Raw genomic sequence first — 23,657 nt, 5'->3', positions numbered from 1 at the left:
GGCCTTCAGCCCTCGATGACGACGGCGGTGAAGGTGGCGTCGTGGTGCTCGGTCTGCCCGGCCACCGGCGCCAGCTCGCCGTAGGTGTAAAAGCCGACGCGGGTGAGGTCGGGCGACAGGCGCGAATAGGCGGCGGCGACCTCTTCCTTGTAGCGGGCGCCGAGGACCATCTTGCGCGAGAAGCAGTCGAAGACGAGCGCGATCCGGCCGCCCGGGAGCGCGCGGCCGAGGTCGGCGGCGGCCTCGGAGGCGCTGCGGATGAGGTCGTCCTTGGTGGCGCGGAGCATGCGGATCTCGGCGCCCTCGGGGATGTCGCGGTTGCACCGCAGGCCGCCGCGGGCCTCGTCGACGCCACAGACCGCGCGCACGACCTGCACCCTGTCGTCCTCGCAATACGGCCGGTCGGGCAGGCCGACGATGCCGAGCGGGAACTCGATGCCGGCGGTCTTGAGGTCGCGACCCTGGGCCCCGAGGTACTCGCGATAGAGGTTGAGCGCGGGCTGGCCGTCGAGCTCGAGCACGACGCGGTCGCGCTCGACGCGGGTGCACCGGCGAGTGGCGCCGATCGGCTCCCAGCCGCCGCGGGCCACCGTGGCGTGGCGCAGCCGGCCCGCCAGCGCGAGGCCGACAGCGGCACCCTCGAACACGTCGCGGCCGCAAAACTCGCGCGGGCGCTCGAAGCTGGCGTCGTCGGCCGCGAGGCCGCCGACGATCGGGAACTCGGGGCCGAGCACCGACTGGGCGCCGCGCAGGACACTGGCGCCTTCGAGCCGCACGCCGTCGACGAACAGCAGCAGCATCGCGGCGCTTCGCTCGCGCGCCTGCTCGCCCAGCGCCTGGCCGACGGCGAAGCTGTCCCCGCTGGCGCGCGTGGCGTAGAGGGCCTGGGCGTCGAGGTCGCGCGTACGCACGCCGAGGGCGGTGACGGAGCCGCTGATCGCCCCCTCGTGGCCGATCTCGGCGAAGCTCGTGCAGCCGACGAGCTGCACGCGCGGGGCGAGGCGTCGGTGGAGGCCGGCGAGCAGGCGATGAGGGTCGTAGGTGGGCGCGGCGAACAGCAGGACGACGTCGGGCGAGGCCCCGAGCGCGTCGTTCAATTCGGCCGCGAGGTCGCGACCGGCCTGATACGGATCGTCGTGAGTGATCGATGCGGTGGTCGCAGCGAGCATAAAAGCCAGGACTGTCGCCGAAGGTAACGCAGGCCGGGCGAGGCGCACGCGCGAGGCCTGCGGGCGGGCGCAGAACGGCTGCGCACGACGGAATCGTCACCCGGCGTCGCGGAGGTCCGCGGGGTGCACCGCCGGATCGAGCGTCACGACCCACAGGCCACGCAGCCGTGCGAGGTCGACCACGCCGTCTTCGCTGGTCGGGCCGGCGCCGAGGTGAAGCTCGCTGCCCCCGCCCTCGCGGTCCAGCTCGACGCCGATCAGAACGCCGTGACCGGCCGCGGCGATATGGACCGAGAGCGCCTGAAACGGGCAGCGGCCGCGGCCGCGGCCCGACGGCACGAGGCGCGCGAAGCTGTGACCCCACGGCGCGAGCAGCTGCCCGTAGACGCGCGCGAATCCGGGGATGAGCACGCTCTGGAACAGGAAGTAGGCCCGCAGGTTCTCGGTGCTGTAGACCTGGACCCGCGCCACGCCGAGCGCGGCGTAGCGCTGGCGCAGACGATGCGCGAGCTCGGCGTCGACGAACTCGGCGACGATCCGCAGGTGCGGCGCGGCCGGCTCGCTGCGCGTGAGCAGGGCGTCGAGGGTCATGAGGGTCTGGGCGCCGCGGGCGTCGGAGTCCTGCCCGGCGCTCGAGAGGATGTAGACGAGGTCGAACTGCGAGACGTGGCCGAAGCCGCCGGGCAGGTCGACGAACTGCAGCGGCGACGTGGTGTCGCCGACGACGATCTGCACCCGGCCTCTCGGGGCCCCGCCGTCGCGCGGCTCGTAATGATGCGAGAAGTCGGCCTCGGGCCGCGGGGCGAGGGCGCCGTGGTATCCGCGCAGGAGACGCCTCTGGACCATGTCCCGATGGACATTGATGCGATCGAGGGCGGCCCGCCGCTCGGCCTCGCTCGGCACGAGCACGAGGATGTCGGCGGCGGGCTCGGCGAGGATCAGCGCCTCGCACAGGGCGATCGTGACCGGCCGGAAGCCGCAGATCAGGACCTTCTTCAGCGGGAGGTGCGGCTCGCGGACGAACCCGGGGGCGCCGGCGGCGGCCCGCAAGGCGGTGGTCTCCTGGTCTTCGGACCAGGTCACCGCATTGGGCTCGCGCCGCAGGGTCTCGGAGAACTCGCGCACGTGCGAGAAGCTCGGGGCCAGCGCGACGAAGCCGCTGCAGGCGGGGGCCTGGGCGCCAGGTGGGCGGGTGCCGCCGCCGATGGCGACCCCGAGGTCGGGCATGCCGAGCTCGTCGATCTCCTCGTACAGGAGGCCGATCGGGACCAGCCGCTGGCGCGGCGGCAACATCCGGGCCCGCCGCGTCAGGCTGTCCATCGCCGCCTGCGGCTCGTGCGGCAGCTGCGGCGGGGTCTCGCAGTTGTAGCTGAGCTCGGGCAGGTCGAAGAAGCAGGTGTAGATCTCGTGGCCGGTGCAGGTCAGGAGCTCGGCCAGCAGCGGGCCGATGCCGGCGGTGCGGCCGACGCAGGCGAGGAACAGGGCGATCATGCGGTCGACGACGACGATGAAGGCCCGCAGCTCGCCGCCGCCCGAGGCCAGCGCGGCCCAGGCGGCCGGGACGTTGCGCTCGTCGAGGATCTCGGCGATGAGCAGCTTGCCGCGCCCGCGCTGGTGGGTGAGGTGGCCGTCGGTGACGCGACCTGTCCGTCGGGACCTGTTCTTTTGGACCTGTATGTTCGAACCGGTGACCGCGCCCTCCTCGGGGTCGGCCGGGCTCGGGTCGCGCAGGCCCTCGACGATCGCCAGCGAGGCGCGGATGGTCTCGGCGTCGGGCTCGGCGGCGGCGGTGTCGGCGAGGAGCACGACCCGCTGGGCCACGGCGATGTCGGCCCGGTGCATGAACGCCTCGTCGGTGGCGCTGCCGTGGCGGTAGACGATCCGCGCCAGCTCGCTGCGGCGGAGGAAGTCGGGCCGCTCGGGGCTGGTGCCGACGACGACGTAGCGCGGGCCCATCAGCGCCCGCCGCAGGTTCTCGAGCAGGAGCGCGAACCACCAGCGCGACAGCGGCCGGACGTCCTGCGGCAGGAGCTTTTGATAGTACCGCATCAGCTCCTCGAGCAGCTGGCGGGTGGCGGCGGTGATGTTGACGATCACCGTGTGGCCGTGTAGGCCCGGCGGCCTCAGCTGGCTCAGCTCCATCATCTCGCGCACGACGTCGCTGCCGAGGCCGATAAGGAAGCTGACGAGGAACAGGCCGGCGACGGTCAACCACAGGCTGACGACGACCACGCCCGTGGCCGTCGGCGCGGTCATCATGTTGCCGGGGTCCTGGATCTGCCGGAACGCCCACCAAAGCTTGGTGAAGAAGTCGCGGTCGTCGCGGTCGACCTGGCCGTCCTCGTCGTAGTCGACGCCGCGGTCGTCGACCTCGCTCTGCTGCAGGAACAGGGCGCCGGCGAACGACAACAGGCCGACGACCATGGCCATGACGACGACCTGCCGCGCCCGCTCGCGCCGCAGCATGACGGTCCGCAGGTCCTTCATCAGCGGGGCCCAGTAGCCGAGCAGGACGACGAATCGCAGCAGGCGGAGGCTCCGCATCCACGGCGAGGCCCGCGGATCGATCGGCAAGAAGCTGACGAGCGCGACGAGGTCGAGGGCCAGCAGCGCGAGCGCCCCGGGCCGCGGAAAGCGCCAGCCTTGCTGCCGCGGATCGTCGACGGACTCGCGCCGCAGGGCGAGGAGCAGCCGCAGCGAGAACTCGAGCGCGAACAGCCCCAGCAGCAGCGGCTCGTACTGCTTGACCCACGGCTCGGGGATGAGGCTGAAGATGATCGCGGCGCTGAGCAGCAGCCTCACGCCGGCGCTGCCCAGGATCCGGCCGAGGCGCGTGAGCGCGGCGGAGGTCCTGTCCGGCACGCGGAGAAAGATAGCCGAGGGACTGGCCGAAGGGGCGCTCCCGCGCGACACTGAGAGCATGTGCGGCCGCTACACGCTGACGACCCCCGACCTCGAGGCGCTCGCGCGCGTGGTGCAGGCGGAGATCTCGCCGCAGCTGCGCGCAGAGTACCGTCCGCGCTACAACATCGCGCCGACGCAGCCGACGACGATCGTGTGCGAGGCGCCGCAGGAGGGCCGCCGCCTCGAGCTCGGCGTGTGGGGCCTCCACCTCGCCGGGGGCCGCCCGGGCGCGCAGATCAACGTGCGCGCGGAGTCGGCCGCGACGGCGCCGAGCTCGCGCGAGGTGTTCGCCCAGGGCCGCTGCGGGGTCCTGGCCGACGGGTTCTACGAGTGGTCGGGCCCGAAGGAGCACCGCCAGCCGCACTGGTTCCACGCCGCGAACGGTCGCCTCATCGTGTTCGCCGGCATCTACAAGGACGTCCGCGACGAGGAGACCGGCGAGGTGACGCGCCGCTTCGCGATCCTGACGACGGGCGCCAATCAGACCGTGGGGCGCCACCACGACCGCATGCCGGCGATCGTGCCGCGCGGCCAGCTGGGCCGCTGGCTGGCCCCGCTGCCGCGCGCGGCGAACATGGCCGAAAAGACAGCTCTGGCGCACCTGCTCGGCCCGGCGCCGGACGACATGCTGGTCGACACGCCCGTGTCGACGCGGGTCAACAGCCCGCGCTTCGACGACCCGGCCTGCCTCGAGCCCGAGCCGACGCTGCTCGACGACGTCAGCGAGGCGCCGCGCCGGCGGACGAAGTGAGGCCGGATGGGTCGCGCGGGGCCGCGGTGAGCGAGCGGCCGCCGCTGCGCAGACCCGGGGCGCGCAGGCTGCGGGCCCCGGCCGCGGCCTCGGGGATCGGCGCGAACCACAAGCCGAGGCCGTCACCCACCGCGTCGAGGTAATAGACGCCGTACTCGGGCACATAGGCGAACTGGGAGACGATGTCCTCGGCGATGGTGGTGTCGTGGTCGGTGCCGGGCTCGACCACGGCCAGGCGGGCGAACAGGCTGTCGCTGTTCTCCAGCGCGGTGACGAAGCGGCCGTCCGCGAGCTCGTAGAACGGCACGCCGAGGGCGGGCAGGACCTTCGTCCAGGCGCCGGTGGTGCGATCGATGCGCCACCAGCTGCCGCGATTGTAGTTGTCCTGATCGTCGAGGAGGAAGTGCCACTCGTCGCCCTCGATCATCGGCAGGCGAACGAGGCGGTACTTCGACGGCTGGCGGTACCACTCGAACAATTCATCGTCGCGCGGGTTCCACAGCGCGGCGACGGTCTCGTCGGCGTCGGACGAGAGCTCGAGCCAGAAGCCGTGGGGCGAGGCCGCGAGGACGCGGGTGTGTGCGGGCACGTCGAGCGTCGCACCGGCGGCGTCGTGGACGGCCACGAGGGTGCGTTCGGGGCCGACGAGGCCGAGGAAGTCGTCGTCGACCCAGTGCCAGGTGCCGGTCTCACGCTGCTCGGAGTCGACGCGACCCCACGACACCGCAGTGTGAGTATTAGCGGTCAGCTCGCGGTCGATGCCGGTGGCCAGGTCGCGCAGGAAGGTCGCCTCGACCTCGCCGTCGCCGAGCTGCTGCCATACCGCGCGGCTGCCTCCGGGCGCCAGCTGGGCGTAACGCACCTGGTCGATGGCGGCGACCTCCACGCCCTGCAGGTCGTAGAGGTGGAGCTCGCCGGCGTCGGTGAGGGTGAGGGACGGGCCGGCGCCGAGCGGCTGGTCGATGAACGGGTCGGTGAAGTCGACGTGGACGAACTCGCCGGGCTGACGCTCGAGGAGGTCACCGGGCTGGCTGCCGAGGCGCCAGAGCGTCAGCGGACGGCTGCCCACGCCCGCCGCGGGGAGCTGCTCGCCGTCGGGCTCGCGAGTGCTCGTGAAGTACACCGCGTGGACGCCTGGGTACGCCTGCCCCGCGAGCTTCTCGCCGACGAATCGACCGACCTCGACCGGGACGTCGATGCCCGCGACCTCGAGGCGGTCGAGCTGGACGACGGCGGCGTCGTCCCGGCGATAGCCGAAGACGACGAGGCCGAAGTCGGCGGTCCTGCTCATCAGGAAGCGATCGACGAGGGCCTCGTCGGGGTCGAGCCGCACGACCTCGTCGCCGCACAGGTCGGAGGCGTACAAACCCCACTCGAACGGGTCGCGGCCCCAGCGGAAATACACGGTGTCGGCGGCCTCGAACACGTCGGCCAGATGCGCGTTGAGCTCGGGGACCTTGTCGGGGGGCGAGGCCCATAAACGCGTGGGAACCTCGGCAGGGCACTGGCCCGATGCGGGCTCGTCGCAGGCGGCGCCGAGGGCGAAGAAGATGCAGCAGGACCCCAGGAGCCGAATGGTGGGCGACACGCGCGAAGCGTGGGCGAGCGATGGATGCCGTCAAGGACGCTGCATGCTCGAACGACCGCACCAGGCGCGAGCGGTCCAGCCGCGCGGCGGCGACTCGACGCGGGAACGAGCCCGCGAGCGCGATGGGTCCGCCGGCGCGAGCGACCTGGAGCGGAGGGATGGGGAGACCAGAGGCGAGGCGGGCCGGGGCGTGCGCCAGCGCGAGCGACCTGTGCCGGCTTGCCGTGAAAGGTGCGCTCGAGGTTCGTTGCGAGAGCTTGGCGCGTGCTCGCAGCCGGGGGGCGCGGGAATCCTATGTCCGTCGGAGCAGGTGAGCCGGCGCGCGCGACCGCGGCTCCGTGGGCGTGAGAATCACATGTCCGTTGCGACAGGTGGTCCGGCCACGCGCCCGATCGGCTGCAGTGTGGTGATTCGCGAGATAACATGTCCGTTGCGACAGGTGGGCCGGCCTCGGGTGTGCAGGGTAGGAGGGAGCCACATGCCTCTTGAGTCATGTTTGCCGGCGCGCGCGACTCGCGTCCCGGAGTTCGGGGGTGCGCGAGAATCACATGTCCGTGAGGACATGTTCCGAGATGCGGGGCCGCGAGCCTCGTGGCCGAGATCTACGGGCCTTTCGCCGCGTTCGCGCCAGGACATGTCGCGCACCCCCATGCTCGTCCGCGCCCTCGCCCTCGCGCTGCCCTTCTGCGGGGCGGCCCTGACCCAGCCGGCCATCACTCTCGGGACCTGCGGAGAGCAGGTCGAGCGGATGCGCCGGAGCTTCGCCGACCTGGAGGCGCGCCTGGGCAGCCCGCACGTGCAGCGCGAGGACTGGCCGTTGCCGGTGTCGTCCGCGGGCGCGCCGATGCACGGCGCGAAGCCGGGCCCGGTGCTCTACGGGCCGACCTCGGACCACGAGTGGCCGGAGCTGGCGCGAGCGGTCGCGGCGCTCGAGGACGAGCGCCGTCTGTGGCGCGGCTGGGACGATGCGCGCCCGCCGGAGCCGATCTATCTGGCGCTGCGCAGCGACGTCCGCCTCGACAAGCACTGGCCGGCGCTGCAGCGGCTCGCCGCCGAATGGGAGTTGCGGCTGGTGGTGACGGCGCCAGAGCCGGCGATCCCGCGGCCGATCGCGCCGGGGTGGGTGCGCGAGGCGCTGGCGGGGCGCACGTTGACGGGGCAGGCGGGCTTCGATCGGTTCGAGGAATTGCGCGACGTGTGGGCGAAGGCGGATACCTGTCCGGCGACGGTCCACGTCGACACTCAATTCGGGTTCGGGCCGCGGCAGATGATGACCCTGTGGGCCGAGCGGGCCGAGGTCTGTCACTGCTTCTCGATCGACGAGGAGGCGTTGATCGCCGTGGCCTGGCGGGCGTTCGCGCCGCAAGGAGCGCCGCAGCGGTGGTTGCCGCTGAAGATCGCGGTGAACGAGGCGGCCCGGCACCGCGCCGAGCGTGAGTTCGGAACAGACTCGGTGTATTCGGAGGACCCGACGGCGATGCTGTTGCCGGGCGCGGCCACGGTCGAACGACTGGTCGCGCTGCTCACCCGCGACCATACGCCGACCATTCACTTCGGTACGCCCAATCGCGGGCCTTTGTTCGATCCGCTGTTCGATTACACCGCGTGGGCCAACGGCAAGTCCGGGCGTCGACGCGGGCGGTGAGGGCGTGCGGGCGCGGCGCACGGGGGCGTCGCGAATGAGGGCGTTCGTCGCGGCTCGTCCGGCGACGTGCCGTGCGGAGGACGACGGCCGGGCGAGGAGCTTCGGCGCTCGCGGACGGCCGCGCTCGCCGGCCAGCGGCGCGAGGCATGGCAGTCCGGCGCGGCCGGAATGTACGGACGCGAATCGATGCTCGTCGGTCGCGGTACGACGGTGCGGCCATTCGACGGCCGCGGAATTCGAAGCGGTCGCGGCGCGCGGAGGGCCGCGCGCCGCGACGGGTTCAGTTGTACTCGGTGCCGCCGCTGCGGAGCAGGTACTTCTCGGACACGCTCTTGAGCTGGACGCGGCCGAGCTCGGGGTGACGGCGCTCGAGCTGCGGGCGGATGACGATGCCCTCGCGGACGTGGAGGGCCTGGCCGGAGATGGTCTCGCGGCCGTCGGTGTGCTCGGTCATCACGGCGCGGCTGAACGGACCGCGGTAGAGGACCGGCACGCGCGGCAGGTCGAGGGCGGCGCAGGCGGCCTGCAGGTCGGCGTCGGACAGGTAGGCGCCCTGGCCGTACCAGCCGGTGTAGATGTCGAACACGCGGAACCCGAGGTTGCGGTCCTGGTCGGTCTTGGAACCATAGGACAGGTCCTGGACGCCGGCCCCGAACACCTCGCCCAGCACGAACACCGGGCGACCGGCGGCGAGCTCGTCGGCGAACACCTTCGCGGCCCGGGCCTCGAAGTCGAGGTGGCGAGCGACGCGGAGGTAGAGGTTGTGGGCGTTCTCGGCCGCCGAGGGGGTGAAGGCGAGGCCCTTGGCGGCCAGGCCCTTGCTGCTGACGAGCAGCGGGCCGTGCTCGCCGGCGGCGTCGCCCGGGACGAGCCCGAGCTGGCACCACGTGCCGTGGATCTTCTCGGTGAAGACCACGGGCTCGCCCTCGGCCAGGACGTCGGGATACGCCTTGACGTTCTCGATGTCGTACTTGACGCAGCGATCGGGGCCGGCGCCGTAGACGTGGCCGTTCATGTGCGAGGGCACGACCGGCTCGTACTTGACGATGCCGAGCTCGGCGGTGACGTCCTGTCCTTCAGACCAGGTCGGACGCGCGGGGTAGACGATGCCCTGCGACAGCACCCCGCGCAGCTTGATCGCCTTGACCCGGTTCATGTCCTTGCCGGACAGGCGCCCCCGCAGGCCGAGCTCGTCGAGCAGCGGGTCGGGGACGATGGCCTGCTCCGGGATGTATGCGACGAGGTCTCCGCTGACGAATTGGCCCTTGCGGACGATCGAGCGGTAATCGCCGACGCGGGCGATCTCGAGGGCGTCGGCGTTCCCGTGCGGCTCGATGGCCACACGCACGACGTGGACGGCGAAGCTGGACATGATGCACCTGTGCTTTCGTGGACTGGGTCCTGACAATGCGCGGACACGGCGATACCCGACGTGCCCGCAGACGCGACCGCCCCAGGGACGGCCGCGCCGGAGGTTTGTTACGAGCCGCGGAGGCCCGGAAACAGAATCAGCGTACTGTCGCTGGTGCCGCCGGATACGCTCCTGGCACGCTCGCGGCGGCCGAATCGGCCGGGGCGTACGAGGATGCGCAGAAGAAATTGCGGGCGTCGAGCGACATAGAGAGACCCAGGGAGGGCGAGACTACGCGAGGACCGGCCCGGCTGTCAATATGCCATGATCGCGCGACCCGTCGATTGCGGCCGCGGGCGCGAACTCGAACCCGATGAGTGCGGACGTCGGCGGTATGCGAGGAGTTCGCGGCCCGGACGCGAGATGGCCTTTGCGACAGGTCCGGGGGGCCCCGGGGCGGCGGCCTTCAGGTATTCGGTGCCACCATTCGCCGGCGAATCATAGCAGTTCGACGCAGCCGTCGGGCCCGGGGCGGCCGAGGCCGGGGGCGAGGGCGGCGGCGGTGATCGTCGGGACCACGAGCAGGGCGTCGAAGGCGGACGCCAGCGACTTGTAGAGGTCGTTGTAGCGGGCGGCGTCGGCGGGGTCGTAGGCGCCCTCGATCGCGCGGATGGCCGGCTTGCCGCCGAGGCTGCGCTGCAGGCTCGAGCCGCGCAAGAGGTCCGGGACCGCCAGCAAGGCCGGGCCGGCGAGGCCGGCGAACACCGCGTCGAAGCTGCCCGAAGGGGCAGGTGGCAGGTCGAGCGGACAGAGGCGGCCGTCGGTCCGCTCGAGCACGGCGCGGCCGCGGACGAACAGGCCGCCGATGGCGACGTAGCCGCGGCCGTGCCACTGCCGCAGGTACTCGCCGACCGAGGGCGCGGCGCCGGGGACGTCGGCGGCGGCGCGGCGGTTCTCGCCCCAGAAGAACAGCTTGTTGCCGGGGCCGCCGAGCTGCAGCGCGAGGTCGAGGTTGCGCGCGCGGTGGAACTCGGGGGCGTCGAAGGCCCAGCTCTCGGCCTGGTCGAGCAGCTGCACTGCGGCCTCGGCCTGCATGCGCGCGCGCGCGTAGGCCGAGGCGGAGCTGCGCTCGACGTAGGCGGGCCGCTGCTCGTCGAGGCGCTTCAGCAGGGCCATCAGCCCCGGGCCGTCGCCGCCGCGGAGGATGGTGGTGGCCTTGGCGGCGTGCTCGGGATCGACGGCCTGAAGGTAGGCGAGGAAGCCGCGGGCGACCGCGTCGAGCTCGCCGGGGTCGGTGCCGTGGACGCGCAACATGGTCTTCGGGCCAGCTGCGTTGTGGGCCCGCACCGCGGCGATGAAGTCGCGCAATTCGGCGGTGCGCAGGGCGGGCTCCTCGAGGTCGAGGAGGATGGCGTCGAGGGCGTCGAGGTCGGGCGCGCCGGCGGCGGTGACCCACGCGTCGAGGGCGAAGCCGGCCTGGATGCTGACGTCGAGCGCGAGGCCGGTGACGCCGTGATCGCGGACGAGGGCGAGGAACAGCTCGCGCGCGAGGACGACGAACTCGTGCCCGCCGGCGAGCGGACGCCCGAGGCCGATGACGCGGGCCTCGGCGAAGCGGGCGCTGAACGGCGCGAGCGCGGCGGCGGCGATCGGCTCGCCGGCCTTGACTGCGCCGCGGGCCGCGAGGGCGTCGAGCTCGGCGCGAGCCTCGGCGCGCAGACTACGGTTGCCGGCGCAGGCCGATGCGAGGAGGAGGAGGGCGAGAGGGATCCAGCGCACGCGCGGCGAAGTTATCACGGCTCCGCGAGCGCGCGAGGCCGGATCCGGCCGCGCAACTCCTGCGAATCCACGAGCGGTATGCGTCGGCGAGAGCCTCGGCGGATCACCGAGCGAACCTCACGGCCCTCCGGCGAGGTTGCGAATCCGCGGGTGATATTCGTCGGCGTGAGCTTCGGCGGATCGGCGAGTGACGCCCACACGGCCTGCCGGCGAAGCCTGTAATCCGTGGGCAGTGTTCGTCGGCGTGAGCTTCGGCGGATCCGCGAGCGAAGCCCACGGATCGCGGTGAACGTGCGGACCGGCGGGGTGCGAGATCCTCGACCATGACGCGGACGTGACAGGTTCGCGAGGAACGGCGGCTGTCCGATGTAGGACGAGGAGGATTCGCAGCGCGAGCGCGAGGAGATCCGGCGGCGCACGCAGCGACGCACGTGGGGCCGGGCCATGGATGCGGCTGGTTGACGGTCGAGCGCGGACGTGTACCATGCCCGCGATGCGACTCTTACGAATGGTTGTCCTGGTGAGTCTGGCCCTGGCGAGCATGGGCGAGGGTGAGGCGAAGGCGTGCTCCTGCCTGCGGCAGGACTTCGGCGGCGGCAAGCTCTACGTCGGCTCGGGCGGCTCGATCCCCGCCGACGCGGAGGGCTTCGCGTGGACCGGCGGCGAGAAGCTGACCAGCGCGAAGGGCCGCGTGACGGTGGTGCGCGTCGACGGCAAGAAGAAGGTCCCGGTCAAGTACACGGTCGTCGAGAAGGGGCCGATCGAGGTGATCGTCCCGACCGCGAAGTTCAAGCCGGGTCAGGTGTACGAGGTGACGGTGCGCGAGGGGCCGCAGGCGGCCGAGACCCGCAAGTCGCTCGACCCGGCGGCGACCAACGTGCCGCCGCCGGAGACGACGACGACGGTGACGATCGCGGCCGAGCCGCTGGCGCTGCCGCAGGCGACGGTGAGCGTCGCTGCCCCGGCGCAGGAGAAGATCAAGGTGGCTCATTCCGCGAGCTGCAGCGCGGAGGTGGAGGCGGCCACGGCGGCGCTCAAGGTCGAGCTGCCGGCCGAGGCCGAGGCGATGCGCGAGTACCTGGTCTATGAGACCCGGGTCGACGGCGCGGTGTGGAACGCCAGCAGCGGGCTGTGCAACCAGATCGATCCGGGCCGCACCTGGACCGAGGCGGCCGGGACCGACAAGCTGTTCGTGCCCTGCGAGAACCCCGAGGCGCTCAAGCCGGGCCGCCACAAGGTCGAGGTCGAGGTGGCTTCGCCCGACCGCGCCAAGGTGATCACGACGCCGGCGGTCGAGCTCGAGCTGGCCTGCGCCGCCCCGGTCCCGGCGGAGCCGCCGGCTCCCGCGCCCACGGGCGCCGAGCCGCAAGAGCCGCCGCCGGTGGCGAAGAAGGGCTGCAGCGTCGGCGAGCCCGGGTTCGCGTGGGTGCTCGGCGTCGGCCTGCTGTTCGCGCGCCGCCGCCGGCGCGCTGCCTGAACTTCCGGGCATGCGCTCGGGGACATGTCGGTTGCGACATGTCCTCGAGTTCGGGTGATACGCGGGCGACAGCGTCTGCGGGGAGCCCCGAGCCGGCGGTGCTCGGAACGTGTCCGCGGGGACAGGCTACAAACGGCCAGTCGCTCGCGGGCGCTGTGAGCGGACGGCGGCCTGCCGGTTCGCGGTGGGGCGGGTGAGTCGACTGCGACGGTATGTGTCCTCGGGGACAGGCTGCGAGAGGTCGATCGAGCGCGTCCTCTGTCGAGCGGCGGGGGCCTCCCGGGCCGTGGTTGGACCGGGACGAGTTGCCTGCGACGGCAGGTGTCCCCGGGGACAGGCTGCGAATCGAGCGCCCGTCCCGCGTCTGCGAGCCGGCGTGCGCCTGCGGGTCTGCAGGCCCGGACGAATCGCTAACGACGGGATGTGTCCTCGGAGACAGGTTGCGAGAGGAATGGAGCGCCCGTCTCGCGTGTGCGAGCGGGCGTGCGCCTGCGGGTTGACAGGCCGGACGAATCGCTAGCGACGGCATGTGTCCTCGGAGGCAGGTTGCGAGAGGAATGGAGCGTCCGTCCCGCGTGTGCGAGCGGGCGTGCGCCTGCGGGTTTTGCAGGCCGGGCGAATCGCTCGCGGCGGCATGTGTCCTCGGAGACAGGTTGCGAGAGGCCGGTCGCCTGCTCGCGCGGGCGCGGGCGTGCGGGTTCGCGCGTGCGGCGGTCATGACATCGGCCGGCGGAGCCGGTATCGTTGTGGCGCATCATGCTCGTGCCGTCGCTCCTCCTCGCCGTCGTGCTCGCTGCTCCGGAGGCGGCGGCGTCGGATGAGCCCGAGCCCGCGACGCCGGCGGCGGTGGACGGGACGCCGGCCGACGCGGCGACGCCGGCCACGCCGGCCGATGCGACGGCGACCGGGGCGATGACGCCGGCTGCGCCGGTCCCCGAGGCGTCGCCCGGCCGCAAGGCGAAGACGGGGCGCGGGCTGCTGATCGCCGGCGGGGTCCTGACCGGGCTCGGCGTGGTCGGGCGGATTGCCCTCGAGGCGTACTGGTCGACTGCGGCGCAGATCGTGCCGACCGATCCGTTCGCCCGCTGGAGCACCGCGAACCTGGTGTTCGTGACCAACTGGAACAACCTGATGTTCTTCGGGCCAGGTCTCGGGCTGCTGACCGCGGGGGCGTACCGCCGCGGCGCCCACGAGGCGAGCCTCGGCAAGGTGCGCGACGCCCAGCGCATGCGCCGGGTCGGGATCGGGCTGCTCGGCGGCGGCCTGGGCCTGTGGGTGCTGTCGCGGGCGCTGTTCCTGCCGATCGCGGAGGCGTGCCCGAGCAACCGCTGCGCCTACACGACGCTCGAGACGACCTTCTGGATCGGGGCCGGGGCGATCTTCGCCGGCGCGGCGCACCTGGCTTATGGGACAGGTTATTTGCGAGCCGGGGCGCGGGCCCGCGTCCGCGTCCAGGTGGCGCCGAGCTTCGGGCCGGGCTTCGGCGGGCTGGCGCTGGCCGGTCGATTCTGAGGGAGGACCGCCGATGCACGCGCACCGCCTGACGCTCGCCGCCCTGCTGCTCCTCGCGCCGGCCTGCGCCGACGACGAGATCCCCGACGACCTCGGCACGCGGGCGGAAGACGACGTGCTGCTGATCGACAGCCCGATCTTGCAGCACCTCGCGGCGACGCTGGAGAGCGGCGAGACGCTGCGGGTGAGCGACCTTTTCTTCGCCGAGCGGCTGCGCTTCACCGCGGCGCCCGATCCGTCTGAATTGTTGGCGGCGCAGGCGAGCGAGCACGCCGCGTTGCCGCCGCTGGCCGAACCGGCGACGCTGAAGGTGCTGACGTACAACACGGGGCTGCTCAATCGCTGGTACCCGTTCACCCACGTCGGGGTGCCGCGTTACCTCGAGCGCCGCGCGGAGGCGCCGGCGCGGCTGCTCGCCGACGGCTGGGACGTGCTGTTCCTGCAAGAGACGTGGGAGCTGGTCGACGTCGAGCGCTTCGCGGCGGAGGCGAAGCGGCAGGGCTATGCGATCTACGCCGGCAGCGAAGAGAAGCACGCGCAGCACGGGCTGGTGATCCTGGTCCGCGAGGCGCTGATCGGCGAGGCGAAGCAGGAGTTCGGCGAGGAGCAGTACGCGGCCCAGCGGGAGATCGAGCTGTTCCCGGGGCCGGGGATCAAGCGCGGGCTCATCCGCTGGAGCTTCACGCACGCGCCGACCGGGCGGCGGATCCACCTTTATGCGACGCACCTGACGGCATTCCCGGAATTGTGGCAGGAGCGCGACGTGCAGGCGCGGGTGCTCGGCGGGCGGGCGAAGAGCCACGCCGACGGCGACGTGGTGCTGGTCGGCGGCGACTTCAACGCCGGGCCGTATTACCCGGAGGACCGGTTCGGCAGCACCGGCGAGGAGGTGCTGTCGGGCTGGTGGCACAACGCGATGATGTACCCGCTGATGCTGCACTACGGCGGGCTGTACGACAGCCGCAGCGCGCTGCAGCCGGCCGCCGACGTGACTCGCATGCACCAGCTGCTGCTGCCGTTCGAGTTCGGGCCGTACCGCGACGAGCCGCTGGCCGGCCGCTGCGCGACCATCCCGGCCGACACGTTCACCGGCACCGACTGCAACTCGCTGTATTTTTCTCAATACGGGGCGACCGAGTACCCGGCGCGCCTCGACTACGTCTTCATCCGCGACGTGGAGCGCCACGTCCGGGTGGTCTCGACTGCGCTCGAGTACACCGAGCCGCTCGACTTCGGCGCGGCCGGCAGCTTCGAGCTGTCGGACCATTACGGACAGTCGGCGACGCTGCAGATCGAGTGAGTACAAAGCCGCGGCGCGCGACCCCGCGACAGCCGCGCCGTCGAACATCGGGTCCTGGCGACGGCGGTCGCGGTTCGACCTCGGGCGGCCGGCTGAGCTGTCGGACTCTTGCGGACAGTCGGCGACGTCGCCGATCGCGGGAAATAGCGCCCGGGGGGCGGTGGTTGTCTCCCGGCCGCATGCGACCCGCCGGCGTCATTTCGGAGCAGCGCCAGGCCCGGCGCTTCGCGGACTACCTGCTGACCCAGGGCATCGCCGCGCGGCTGGGCCCGACACCGGAGGGCTGGACCGTGTGGGTGATCGAGGAGGAGGCGCTGCCGCGGGTGCGCGACGAGCTGGCCTCGTTCTGCCGCGAGCCGGGGGCCGCCCGCTTCGCAGTGTCGCGCGAGGCCGAGCGGATCCGCGCCGAGAGCCGGGCGGCGCGCCGCGGGCCGGCCGCCGCAGCGCTGCCTCAAACGCCGGCCGGGGCGCCGTGGTCGCTGGCATCGCCGACGCCGCTGACGTGGGCGCTGCTGGCGTTCTGCGGGATCGCGGCGGTGCTGACCCGGCTCGGCGATCCGCGCGCGCCGCTGGTCGCCCGGCTGCTGCCTGGCGCCGAGGGTCTGCCTCCGAGCGCGCCGTGGCAGTGGCTCACGCCGGTGTTCGTGCACTCGGGGCCGCTGCACCTGCTGTTCGTCGCCGCCGTCTGGCCCGAGCTGGCCCGCCGGGTCGAGGCCCGCTCCGGCACCGCGGCGCTGGCGGCGGCGGTGATCGGCTTCGGTCTCTTGGGCAATGTCGTTCAGGCCATGTTCTTCGGGCCAGCTTGCCTCGGCCTGTCGACGCCGGCGTTCGGGCTGCTCGGCATCGCGGCCGCCGAGCGGCGCGGGGGCGCGGCGGGCGAGGTCGAGGTGGTGCTGGCGGCGGGCTGGCTCGGCGCCTGTCTCTTGGGACTGGTCGGCTCGGTCGGCGGCGCGGCCCACGTGGCGGCGCTGGCGGGCGGGCTCGCGATCGGCGCGGCGGTGCGGCGAGGTCGGAGACCGCGAGCCTCACCGTGACCCTCGCGCGGCGGGAGGGCTCCCGGCGCCGACTCGCAGCGGACGCGGCGAGAATTTCGCTGGCGAGGGGCCGGGCCAGCGCCTATTGTGCGAGTCGATGGTGAAGGCGGCGGAGAGCAACCTCGACAGCCTGCGCGAGAAGATCGCCGGTCGGTACAGCGACGGCGCGGTGCTGGTCGGCAAGGCCCATGAGCTGGCGGCGGCGGGCGACGCGGCGGCGGCCCAGCGCGGGGTGGTCGCGTCCGACATGTTGACCGAGCTGCGCCTCGACCCGCCGGCGCTGGCGGCCGCGATGGTGGCCGACGCGACCATCACGGGGGCGATCAAGCTCGAGGCGGTCGGCGAGGCGCTCGGCGGCGACACGCAGGCGATCGTCGACGGCGTGCGCCGGGTGGCGACGATGCGCTGGGACCGGACGGCCGGCGACGACGGCGAGAGCCTGCGCAAGATGTTCATGGCGATCGCCGCCGACGTGCGGGTGGTGATCGTGGCGCTGGCGCTGCGCCTCCGCGACATGCGGGCGCTGCGGAGCCAGGCCGACGAGGCCGAGCGGCGGCGGATCGCCCGCGAGACGCTCGAGATCTACGCGCCGCTGGCCAATCGCCTCGGCATCTTCCACCTCAAGTGGGAGCTCGAGGACCTGTGCCTCCGCGAGCTCGAGCCGGACATCTACCGCCAGATCGGCGCGGCCCTGGCGGCCAAGCGGGACGAGCGCGACGGCATGATCCGCGACGCGATCCTGACGCTGCAGGCCCGGCTCGAGGAGGCCGGCATCCAGGGCAAGATCAGCGGCCGGCCCAAGCACATCTACAGCATCTACAAGAAGATGCAGCGCAAGCGGGTGTCGTTCGCCGAGATCTACGACGTCAGCGCGGTGCGGGTGCTGGTCGACTCGGTGCCCGACTGCTACGCGGTGCTCGGCATCGTCCACGGGCTGTGGACGCCGATCGCCGGCGAATTCGACGACTACATCGCCCGCCCGAAGCCGAACGGCTACCAGTCGCTGCACACCGCGATCGTCGGTCCCGGCGGGCGCTCGCTCGAGGTCCAGATCCGCACCGCCGAGATGCACCAATTCGGCGAGTACGGCGTGGCCGCCCACTGGGCCTACAAGGAGAGCCGCAAGGCCGGGCGCCTGGCCGACGCCAAGTTCAACTGGTTGCGGCAGCTCATCGACTGGCAGAAGGAGGTCACCGATCCGCACGACATGGTGGAGTCGCTCAAGACCGACATCTTCCAGGACCAGGTCTACGTGTTCACGCCGGGCGGCGCCGTCATCGACCTGCCGGTCGGGGCGACGCCGGTCGACTTCGCCTACCGGGTGCACACCGACGTCGGCCACCGCTGCCGCGGGGCGCTGGTGAACGGCCAGATCGTGCCGCTCGACCACAAGCTGCAGACCGGCGACCGCGTCGAGATCTTGACTCAAAAGGCGCCCCAGCCGAGCCGCGATTGGCTCAGCCCGCAGCTCGGCTATGTGATCACCTCGAGCGCGCGCCACAAGATCCGGCAGTGGTTCCGCCAGCAGGGCCGCGAGGCGGCGATCGTGCAGGGCCGCGAGTCGCTCGAGCGCGAGCTGCGGCGCCTCGGCATCGAGCGCCCGCGCTACGACGAGTACGTCAAGCTGTTCGCCAATCACAACACGCCGGAGGAGCTGTTCTCGGCGATCGGGTTCGGCGACATCGCCACCCAGGCGGTGACGACCAAGATCCTCGACGCCGAGCGCGCGCAGCAGGAGGCGGCCAAGCTCGCGGCCGAGGCGGCCCGCCTGGCCGCGACGGCGACGTCGACGCATTCGGCGCCTGTCCCCGAGGCCAGCCCGAAGCGCCCGCCGAGCAAGCCGGCCGCCGCCGGCGGGGTCAGCGTCGAGGGCCAGGGCGCAGTGCTGAGCCACCCGGCCCGCTGCTGCACGCCGGTGCCGGGCGACGCGGTGATCGGCTATATCACCCGCGGCCGCGGGATCGCCATCCACCGCCGCGATTGCCCCAACATCCTCAGCAGCCCCGAGCCCGAGCGCCTGATCGAGATCGCGTGGGGCCACGAGAACCGGCGCCGCTATCCGGTGACGATCCTGATCCAGGGCAGCGACCGGATCGGCCTCCTGCGCGACATCGTCGAGGTGTTCGCGGACCTCGGCATCAACGTCAGCGGGACGACGGTGACGACCAACAAGAAGGACCAGTCGGCGTCGATCTCGGCCACGCTCGAGGTGTCGAGCAACGAGCAATTGGTGCGCGTGCTGGCGAAGATCGAGCGGGTGCCGGGGGTCGAACGGGCGCGCCGGCAGGCGGGCTGAGCCGACTTCGGCGGGTGCCCCCAGTCGGGCGGAGAGATCCCGGCCGATCGGTCGATTGATGGCAGGATCGCCGGCGAGGTCCGTGGCCGAAAGGCCAGGCCGCCGGTTCGAAGCCTGGCTCGCTCCTACGTCGATTCGCCGTTCATTCGTCGCTGCCGCGACGCGCCGCAGACCGCCGCGCAGGATGTGGGCCAGATTCCGCCGGTGCCCGGGGGCGCTTGCGAAACGGCCGAGCCGGCGTGTATCACACAAGCGAAGGCGAGGTACCCGGATGGCGAAGAAGACGGCGGGGGCGAAGAAGACGGCGGCGAAGGCGACGGAACGAACAGCAGCCGCAGGCAAGACGCAGGCGACGACCGGCACGGCGTCCAAGGCCGCGAAGGGGACCTCGGCGAAGGCCGCGCCCGCGAGCAAGGCGGCGAAGAAAGCCGCGAGCAAGACGGCGAAGGCGAAGAAGCCGGCCGCGAGCGAGGCGAAGAAGAAGCCGGCCGCGGCCGAGGCGAAGACGCCGGCCGTGAGCAAGGCGAAGAAGGCGGCGAAGAAGGCTGCCGCGGCCGAGGTGAAGACGCCGGCAGTGAGCAAGGCGAAGAAGGCGGCCGCGAGCGAGCCGGCGAAGAAGCCGGCCGCGAAGAAGGCGGCCGCGAAGAAGCCCGCGAAGAAGGCGGCGAAGAAGGCGGCCAGGGCCCCCGAGGCGGTGACGGAGACGGCCGCGGCGCCGTGGAAGGCCGGCAAGACTGGCGCGGCGAAGAAGCGCGGCAAGCTGGCGCCGCCGCGCACCGCCGAGTCGAGCAAGGGCGCGGCGCAGGTGATCGACACGGCCGCGTACGCGCCGAAGAGCCCGGCGAAGGGGAAGAAGGCGGCGAAGGCGAGCCTGGGAGCCGAGTACGGGGCCAAGGTGACGCCGGCGGCCGAGTACGCGGCGAAGGGCAAGAAGGCGGCGAAGGCCAAGGCGCCGGCGAAGGCGAGCCTGGGGGCCGAATACGCCAAGGCGACGCCGGCGGCCGAGTACGCGGCGAAGGGCAAGAAGGCGACGAAGAAGGGCGCGAAGGCGGCGGCCGCGGAGCCCGCGGCGGCGGCGAAGAAGCAGGCCAAGAAGGGCGCGGGCAAGGCCGCCCCGACGGCCCTGGCGAACGCGGTGCAGACGGTCGCCAACGTGACGAAGGCGGCGGTCGAGGCCGCGACGTCGACGGTGAAGGCGGTGCTGGCGAAGGCCGCGAAGCGGGGCCCGCACAAGAAGAAGGCGGCGAAGTCGGCGGCGACGGGCGCGGCGAAGACCAAGGGCGCGCCGGCGAAGTCGGGGCCGGTGGCCAAGCCGGCCAAGAAGGCGGCGAAGAAGGTCGCTGCGCCCGCGAAGGCGGCCGCCGGCGCGGGCAAGCAGGCCGAGGTCGCGGCGCCGCGCAAGGGTACGACGAAGGCCAAGAAGAGCGGGGCGAAGGCGGCGAAGGGGAAGAAGTCCGGCAAGAGCTCGGACGATTCCAAGCCTGCGAGAGGGGCGAAGGCGGCGGCTCCGAACGGCTCGGCGAAGTCGGGCGGCGCGAAGGCTGCGGCGAAGAAGGGCTCGGCCACGCCGGCGCAGCGGATCGCCCAGATCGAGGCGGCCGCGCGCGCGGCCGGGGTCAAGTTGCCGAAGGGCGCCAGCCCGGCGGCGATCGCCAAGCTCGAGCAGACGCTCGGGCAGACCCTGCCGGACGAGGTCAAGGCGTGGTACCTCGCGCACGACGGCGGCGGCGACCGGTTCGTGGTCGTGAGCCGCGAGCTGCTGTCGCTGAAGCGGATCGCCGACGAGTGGAAGATCTGGAAGGACCTGCTCGACAAGGGCGTGTTCGGCGACAACGCCCACAGCGAACCCGGCCGCGGCGTGCAGCAGAAGTGGTGGATCCCCGAGTGGGTGCCCGTCACCTACGACGGCGCGGGCAACCACGACGTGGTCGACCTGGCTCCCGCCAAGGGCGGGAAGCGCGGGCAGATCCTGTCGTTCTGGCACGACGACGAGAGCCGCGAGGTCGAGGGCCCCGACTTCCTCACCTGGCTCGCGGGCCAGAAGTGGGGCACCGACTGAGCGGCGCGGCCTGAGGGCCCTGCAGGTGCCCCCTGGAGCGTGTTCGGGAGAGCATGCTCTTGGGGGCATGTTCTTTGGGGCATGCGCTTTGGGGCATGCGCTTTGGGGCATGCGCTTTGGGGCATGTGCCTGAACTCCGCGAGCGTCGGAGCATGCGCTTTGGGCACGCGCTTCAGGGCATGTCGTGAGCGCGCGGCCGTCCGCCCGAGGCCGGCCGTTTGTGCTCACTCAGGCCTGTCCTAAAGGACCGACGAGTCCGTCGATTCAGCGCCTGCGAGCCGCGCGGCGGCGGAGAAGAAGAGGCAACAGCAGGAGCCAGGCGCCAGCAGGCGGCGTGCCGCGACAGCCGCATCCCCCCTCGTCGCCCGACGCCCCGGCGTCGCCGGTGTCGGACGCGGTCGCGTCCTCGGTGGGCGAGGAGGTGACGATCTCGCCGGAGCCGCCGGAGCTGCTCGTGGACGAGCTGCCGCCGTCGCCGGTGGATTCGTCGTCAGGGCCGGTCGCGCTGCCGGCGGAGGTCGTGGTCTCGCCTGGGTCGCCGGTCGTGGGCTCGGGCGGCTCGGCGCACGCGGGGTGAGGATCGTCGGCGCCGCACTGGTGCTCGTCGAGCAGCCACACCTCGGGACCTGTCCCCTGGACCAGCATCGGCCGCGCGGCCAGCGGGGTGCCCTCGGGCAACGCGTCGAGGGCGTCGGCCGGCATGACTGCGGCCGTCGCCGGATCGAAGCGCCAGGCGCCGAGGACCTCGGGGGCGACGAGGCGGCGAAAGCCCTGATCGAGCAGCCACAGCGGCGCAGTGGTCCCCTCGGCGACGGCGAGCTGGGGCGGGCCGTCGACGGTGGTCCCGACCGGGGTGCCGGCGAGGTCGAGGTCGGCGGCCTTCATCAGGTCGAAGTAGGTGGAGAAGTGCCACTGATCGAGGATCGACGGGCCGGCGATGTGGCGCTTGACGCCGCCGGCGATCGGCAGCGGCGGGCAGGTGTAGACGGCAGGCGAGGCCGACAGCTCGAGGTTGGGGTCGCCGTTGGTGTCGATCCCGTAGGCGTGCACGCCGTGCGGCTGACCGTCGAGGCGGCTCAGCGGGAGTGCGCCGAAAAAGCCGTGTTGACATTGCTCGCCCCGACAGCCGGCGTCGAGGATCCGATTGGCGGTGAGGGGGACGCCGACGGCGGCAGGATCGCCGGCCGGGCCGTCGAAGTAGAGGTGGACGTCGATCTGGGTGGCCGGGGCGTCCGGATCTTGCGACCAGCCGGAGACGCCGGCGCAGTCGGCAGCGACTGCGCCGACGGGGCCGGCGGCGTGGACCGCCGGCGCGGCGCCGACGAGCGCGAGGAGGACCAGGGCGGACCGGGTCCTCGCGCTCACACGCGGATGCCGTCGAACCGAGCCGACGGGGCCGGGAGAGTGGACGGCACGCAGGAGGACCAGGGCGGACCGGGTCATCGCGCTCACACGAGGATGCCGTCGATCGAGGCGTTGCCGTCGTCGCCGAACACCGCGCCGTCGAAGCCGAAGCTGCCCTCGACGCCGTAGGCCTCGAGCAGGCTGACGTGCAGGTTGGGCAGCGGCGGCGCAGCGTCGGCCGGGAAGGCGAGCTTGCGGTGGCCGGTGGCGAGCACGCCGGCGCCGCCGAACAACATCGGACAGTTGTGCCCGTGGTCGTGGCCGTTGCCCTCGCCCATGCTGGCGATCGCCAGGACGATCGTCTCGTCGAGCAGGCTGGCGGAGGTCGTGCCCGGAGTGTCGCGCAACAGGCCGAGCAACGCGCCGAGCTGCTGACATTGCCAGGTCTCGACCTTTTCCAGGCGATCCTTGGCGATCTGATCGCCGAAGTGCGACAGGGCGTGGTGACCTCCGGGAGCGTCGAGGAAGTCGTGCGAGCGGCAGCTCAGGCCGAACTCGATCATGAAGCTCAAGATCCGCGTCTGGTCGCAGAGGAAGGCGAGGCGGATCAATTGGTGGAAGGCGTCGACGCGGCCGGCGTAGTCGAGCCCCGGCACCGGCGGCTGCGGATCGGCAGCGCACTCGGCCCCGCTGTTCTCGAGGCTGAGCTCGAGGTCGCGCAACGCGTCGAAGTAGGCCTCGAGCGTGGTGCGATCGGCGGCGCCGAGCTGCTGCTGCAGGACCCGCGCGTCGTCGCGGACGAAGTCGATCACCGATTGCTTGGTCTGCCGCCGCAGGTCGGCCGCAGGCCCGGTGAGGCCGTCGACGCCGGCGCCGAACAGGCGCTCGAAGGCGGCACTCGGATCGATGGTGGCGACCAGCGGCGAGCCGGGGCCGGTCCACGAGATGCTCTGGGTGAAGGCGCACGAGGAGCCGCCGACGTCGCACGGGCCGGGCTCGCCGGCGCTCCACTGCAGCGACTTGAAGCGGGTGTCCGGCGCGAGCTGCTGCGCGAGCAGCTGGTCGAGCGAGACCCCGTTCTGCCCGTTGCCGCCGAGGTCGACGATGTGCCGGCCGGTCATGATGGTGCCGGTGCCCATGGCGTGCGCGGCCCCGGGGCTGGCGATGGCGGCGTTGTTCGACAGGTTCTCGAGCGCGAGCGCCCGGTCGGCGAACGGCTGCAGCGCCGCGGCCTGGGCCGGGTACACGAGCTGGTTGTCGACCAGCGCGGGCACCCACCACTCGGGCCGGCGACCGTTGGGGAAGTAATAGACGAGCAGCCGCGGCTTCGGCCCGGCGGCGCTGGCCTTGCCGGGATGGAAGTACTCGAGCGCGGGCAAGACGAGGCTCGCGGAGCCGACCCCGAGCAGCCAGCGACGGCGCGAGAAGCGATGAGACACGGGCATCTC

The 23,657-nt window shown here is 72.4% G+C and carries 15 protein-coding genes; 8 read left to right on the top strand and 7 right to left on the bottom strand.

Translation table 11 applies throughout. The features are described 5' to 3' along the window. Positions 1–5: 5 nt before the first annotated feature. Together O0S08_RS28915 and O0S08_RS28910 are read right to left on the bottom strand one after the other, a co-directional pair. Positions 6–1,169, bottom strand: a complete 1,164-nt coding sequence (locus O0S08_RS28915; protein WP_269032567.1) for an FIST signal transduction protein — start codon at positions 1,167–1,169, stop codon at positions 6–8. A 96-nt stretch (positions 1,170–1,265) separates the two neighbouring features. Continuing rightward, positions 1,266–4,031: a hypothetical protein gene (locus O0S08_RS28910; protein ID WP_269032566.1), complete on the bottom strand. Its 2,766-nt coding sequence runs from the start codon at positions 4,029–4,031 to the stop codon at positions 1,266–1,268. A gap of 58 nt (positions 4,032–4,089) precedes the next feature. On the opposite strand from O0S08_RS28910, the gene O0S08_RS28905 reads away from it, so the two are divergent. Beyond that, a complete protein-coding gene (locus O0S08_RS28905; RefSeq protein WP_269032565.1) occupies positions 4,090–4,824 on the top strand; it encodes an SOS response-associated peptidase in 735 nt (244 codons plus the stop codon). Here the strand turns inward: O0S08_RS28905 and O0S08_RS28900 are convergent. Beyond that, on the bottom strand, positions 4,793–6,412 hold the full coding sequence (locus O0S08_RS28900) for a hypothetical protein (protein ID WP_269032564.1): 1,620 nt from the start codon (positions 6,410–6,412) through the stop codon (positions 4,793–4,795). The two genes, O0S08_RS28905 and O0S08_RS28900, sit on opposite strands and share 32 nt — an antisense overlap. A gap of 634 nt (positions 6,413–7,046) precedes the next feature. Here O0S08_RS28900 and O0S08_RS28895 point away from each other — a divergent pair. Then, positions 7,047–8,057 carry a hypothetical protein gene (locus tag O0S08_RS28895; RefSeq protein ID WP_269032563.1) on the top strand — a complete coding sequence of 337 codons (1,011 nt, stop codon included), beginning with the start codon at positions 7,047–7,049 and terminating at the stop codon, positions 8,055–8,057. A gap of 280 nt (positions 8,058–8,337) precedes the next feature. Here the strand turns inward: O0S08_RS28895 and O0S08_RS28890 are convergent, their stop codons facing one another. Beyond that, positions 8,338–9,429 carry an RNA ligase (ATP) gene (locus tag O0S08_RS28890; RefSeq protein WP_269032562.1) on the bottom strand — a complete coding sequence of 364 codons (1,092 nt, stop codon included), beginning with the start codon at positions 9,427–9,429 and terminating at the stop codon, positions 8,338–8,340. Between the two features lie 477 nt (positions 9,430–9,906). Next, the gene (locus tag O0S08_RS28885; RefSeq protein ID WP_269032561.1) at positions 9,907–11,187 is read right to left on the bottom strand and encodes an erythromycin esterase family protein; all 1,281 of its coding nucleotides are present in this window, start codon (positions 11,185–11,187) and stop codon (positions 9,907–9,909) included. A 493-nt stretch (positions 11,188–11,680) separates the two neighbouring features. On the opposite strand from O0S08_RS28885, the gene O0S08_RS28880 reads away from it, so the two are divergent. The 6 genes from O0S08_RS28880 (at position 11,681) to O0S08_RS28855 (ending at position 20,865) form a co-directional block, all read left to right on the top strand. Then, entirely contained in the window at positions 11,681–12,664 is a 984-nt protein-coding gene (locus tag O0S08_RS28880; RefSeq protein ID WP_269032560.1) for a hypothetical protein, read from the top strand. A gap of 756 nt (positions 12,665–13,420) precedes the next feature. Then, positions 13,421–14,176: a hypothetical protein gene (locus O0S08_RS28875; RefSeq protein ID WP_269032559.1), complete on the top strand. Its 756-nt coding sequence runs from the start codon at positions 13,421–13,423 to the stop codon at positions 14,174–14,176. A 13-nt stretch (positions 14,177–14,189) separates the two neighbouring features. Beyond that, positions 14,190–15,476: an endonuclease/exonuclease/phosphatase family protein gene (locus O0S08_RS28870; protein WP_269032558.1), complete on the top strand. Its 1,287-nt coding sequence runs from the start codon at positions 14,190–14,192 to the stop codon at positions 15,474–15,476. A 179-nt stretch (positions 15,477–15,655) separates the two neighbouring features. Further along, the gene (locus tag O0S08_RS28865) at positions 15,656–16,510 is read left to right on the top strand and encodes a rhomboid family intramembrane serine protease (protein WP_269032557.1); all 855 of its coding nucleotides are present in this window, start codon (positions 15,656–15,658) and stop codon (positions 16,508–16,510) included. Between the two features lie 97 nt (positions 16,511–16,607). Beyond that, the gene (locus O0S08_RS28860; RefSeq protein WP_269032556.1) at positions 16,608–18,806 is read left to right on the top strand and encodes a RelA/SpoT family protein; all 2,199 of its coding nucleotides are present in this window, start codon (positions 16,608–16,610) and stop codon (positions 18,804–18,806) included. Positions 18,807–19,077: 271 nt separating this feature from the next. Then, entirely contained in the window at positions 19,078–20,865 is a 1,788-nt protein-coding gene (locus O0S08_RS28855; RefSeq protein ID WP_269032555.1) for an SMI1/KNR4 family protein, read from the top strand. Positions 20,866–21,129: 264 nt separating this feature from the next. Here the strand turns inward: O0S08_RS28855 and O0S08_RS28850 are convergent, their stop codons facing one another. Together O0S08_RS28850 and O0S08_RS28845 are read right to left on the bottom strand one after the other, a co-directional pair. Further along, complete coding sequence (locus O0S08_RS28850; protein ID WP_269032554.1) at positions 21,130–22,230, bottom strand: hypothetical protein; 1,101 nt, start codon at positions 22,228–22,230, stop codon at positions 21,130–21,132. An 83-nt stretch (positions 22,231–22,313) separates the two neighbouring features. Continuing rightward, positions 22,314–23,648, bottom strand: coding sequence for a DUF1552 domain-containing protein (locus tag O0S08_RS28845; protein WP_269032553.1), 1,335 nt, complete (start codon positions 23,646–23,648; stop codon positions 22,314–22,316). Positions 23,649–23,657: the final 9 nt, after the last annotated feature.

The sequence above is a fragment of the Nannocystis punicea genome (assembly GCF_026965555.1).
GTDB lineage: Bacteria > Myxococcota_A > Polyangia > Nannocystales > Nannocystaceae > Nannocystis > Nannocystis punicea.
Note: the sequence above shows the minus strand (reverse complement) of the source record. Positions and strands in the feature narration are given on the sequence as shown.

Excerpts from the sequence above, each read along its gene's own strand:
- O0S08_RS28905 (WP_269032565.1), top strand. The coding sequence starts at position 4,090 with ATGTGCGGCCGCTACACGCTGACGACCCCCGACCTCGAGGCGCTCGCG.
- O0S08_RS28855 (WP_269032555.1), top strand. The coding sequence starts at position 19,078 with ATGGCGAAGAAGACGGCGGGGGCGAAGAAGACGGCGGCGAAGGCGACG.
- O0S08_RS28890 (WP_269032562.1), bottom strand. The coding sequence starts at position 9,429 with ATGTCCAGCTTCGCCGTCCACGTCGTGCGTGTGGCCATCGAGCCGCAC.
- O0S08_RS28895 (WP_269032563.1), top strand. The coding sequence starts at position 7,047 with ATGTCGCGCACCCCCATGCTCGTCCGCGCCCTCGCCCTCGCGCTGCCC.
- O0S08_RS28860 (WP_269032556.1), top strand. The coding sequence starts at position 16,608 with ATGGTGAAGGCGGCGGAGAGCAACCTCGACAGCCTGCGCGAGAAGATC.
- O0S08_RS28880 (WP_269032560.1), top strand. The coding sequence starts at position 11,681 with ATGCGACTCTTACGAATGGTTGTCCTGGTGAGTCTGGCCCTGGCGAGC.
- O0S08_RS28870 (WP_269032558.1), top strand. The coding sequence starts at position 14,190 with ATGCACGCGCACCGCCTGACGCTCGCCGCCCTGCTGCTCCTCGCGCCG.
- O0S08_RS28875 (WP_269032559.1), top strand. The coding sequence starts at position 13,421 with ATGCTCGTGCCGTCGCTCCTCCTCGCCGTCGTGCTCGCTGCTCCGGAG.
- O0S08_RS28865 (WP_269032557.1), top strand. The coding sequence starts at position 15,656 with ATGCGACCCGCCGGCGTCATTTCGGAGCAGCGCCAGGCCCGGCGCTTC.
- O0S08_RS28915 (WP_269032567.1), bottom strand. The coding sequence starts at position 1,169 with ATGCTCGCTGCGACCACCGCATCGATCACTCACGACGATCCGTATCAG.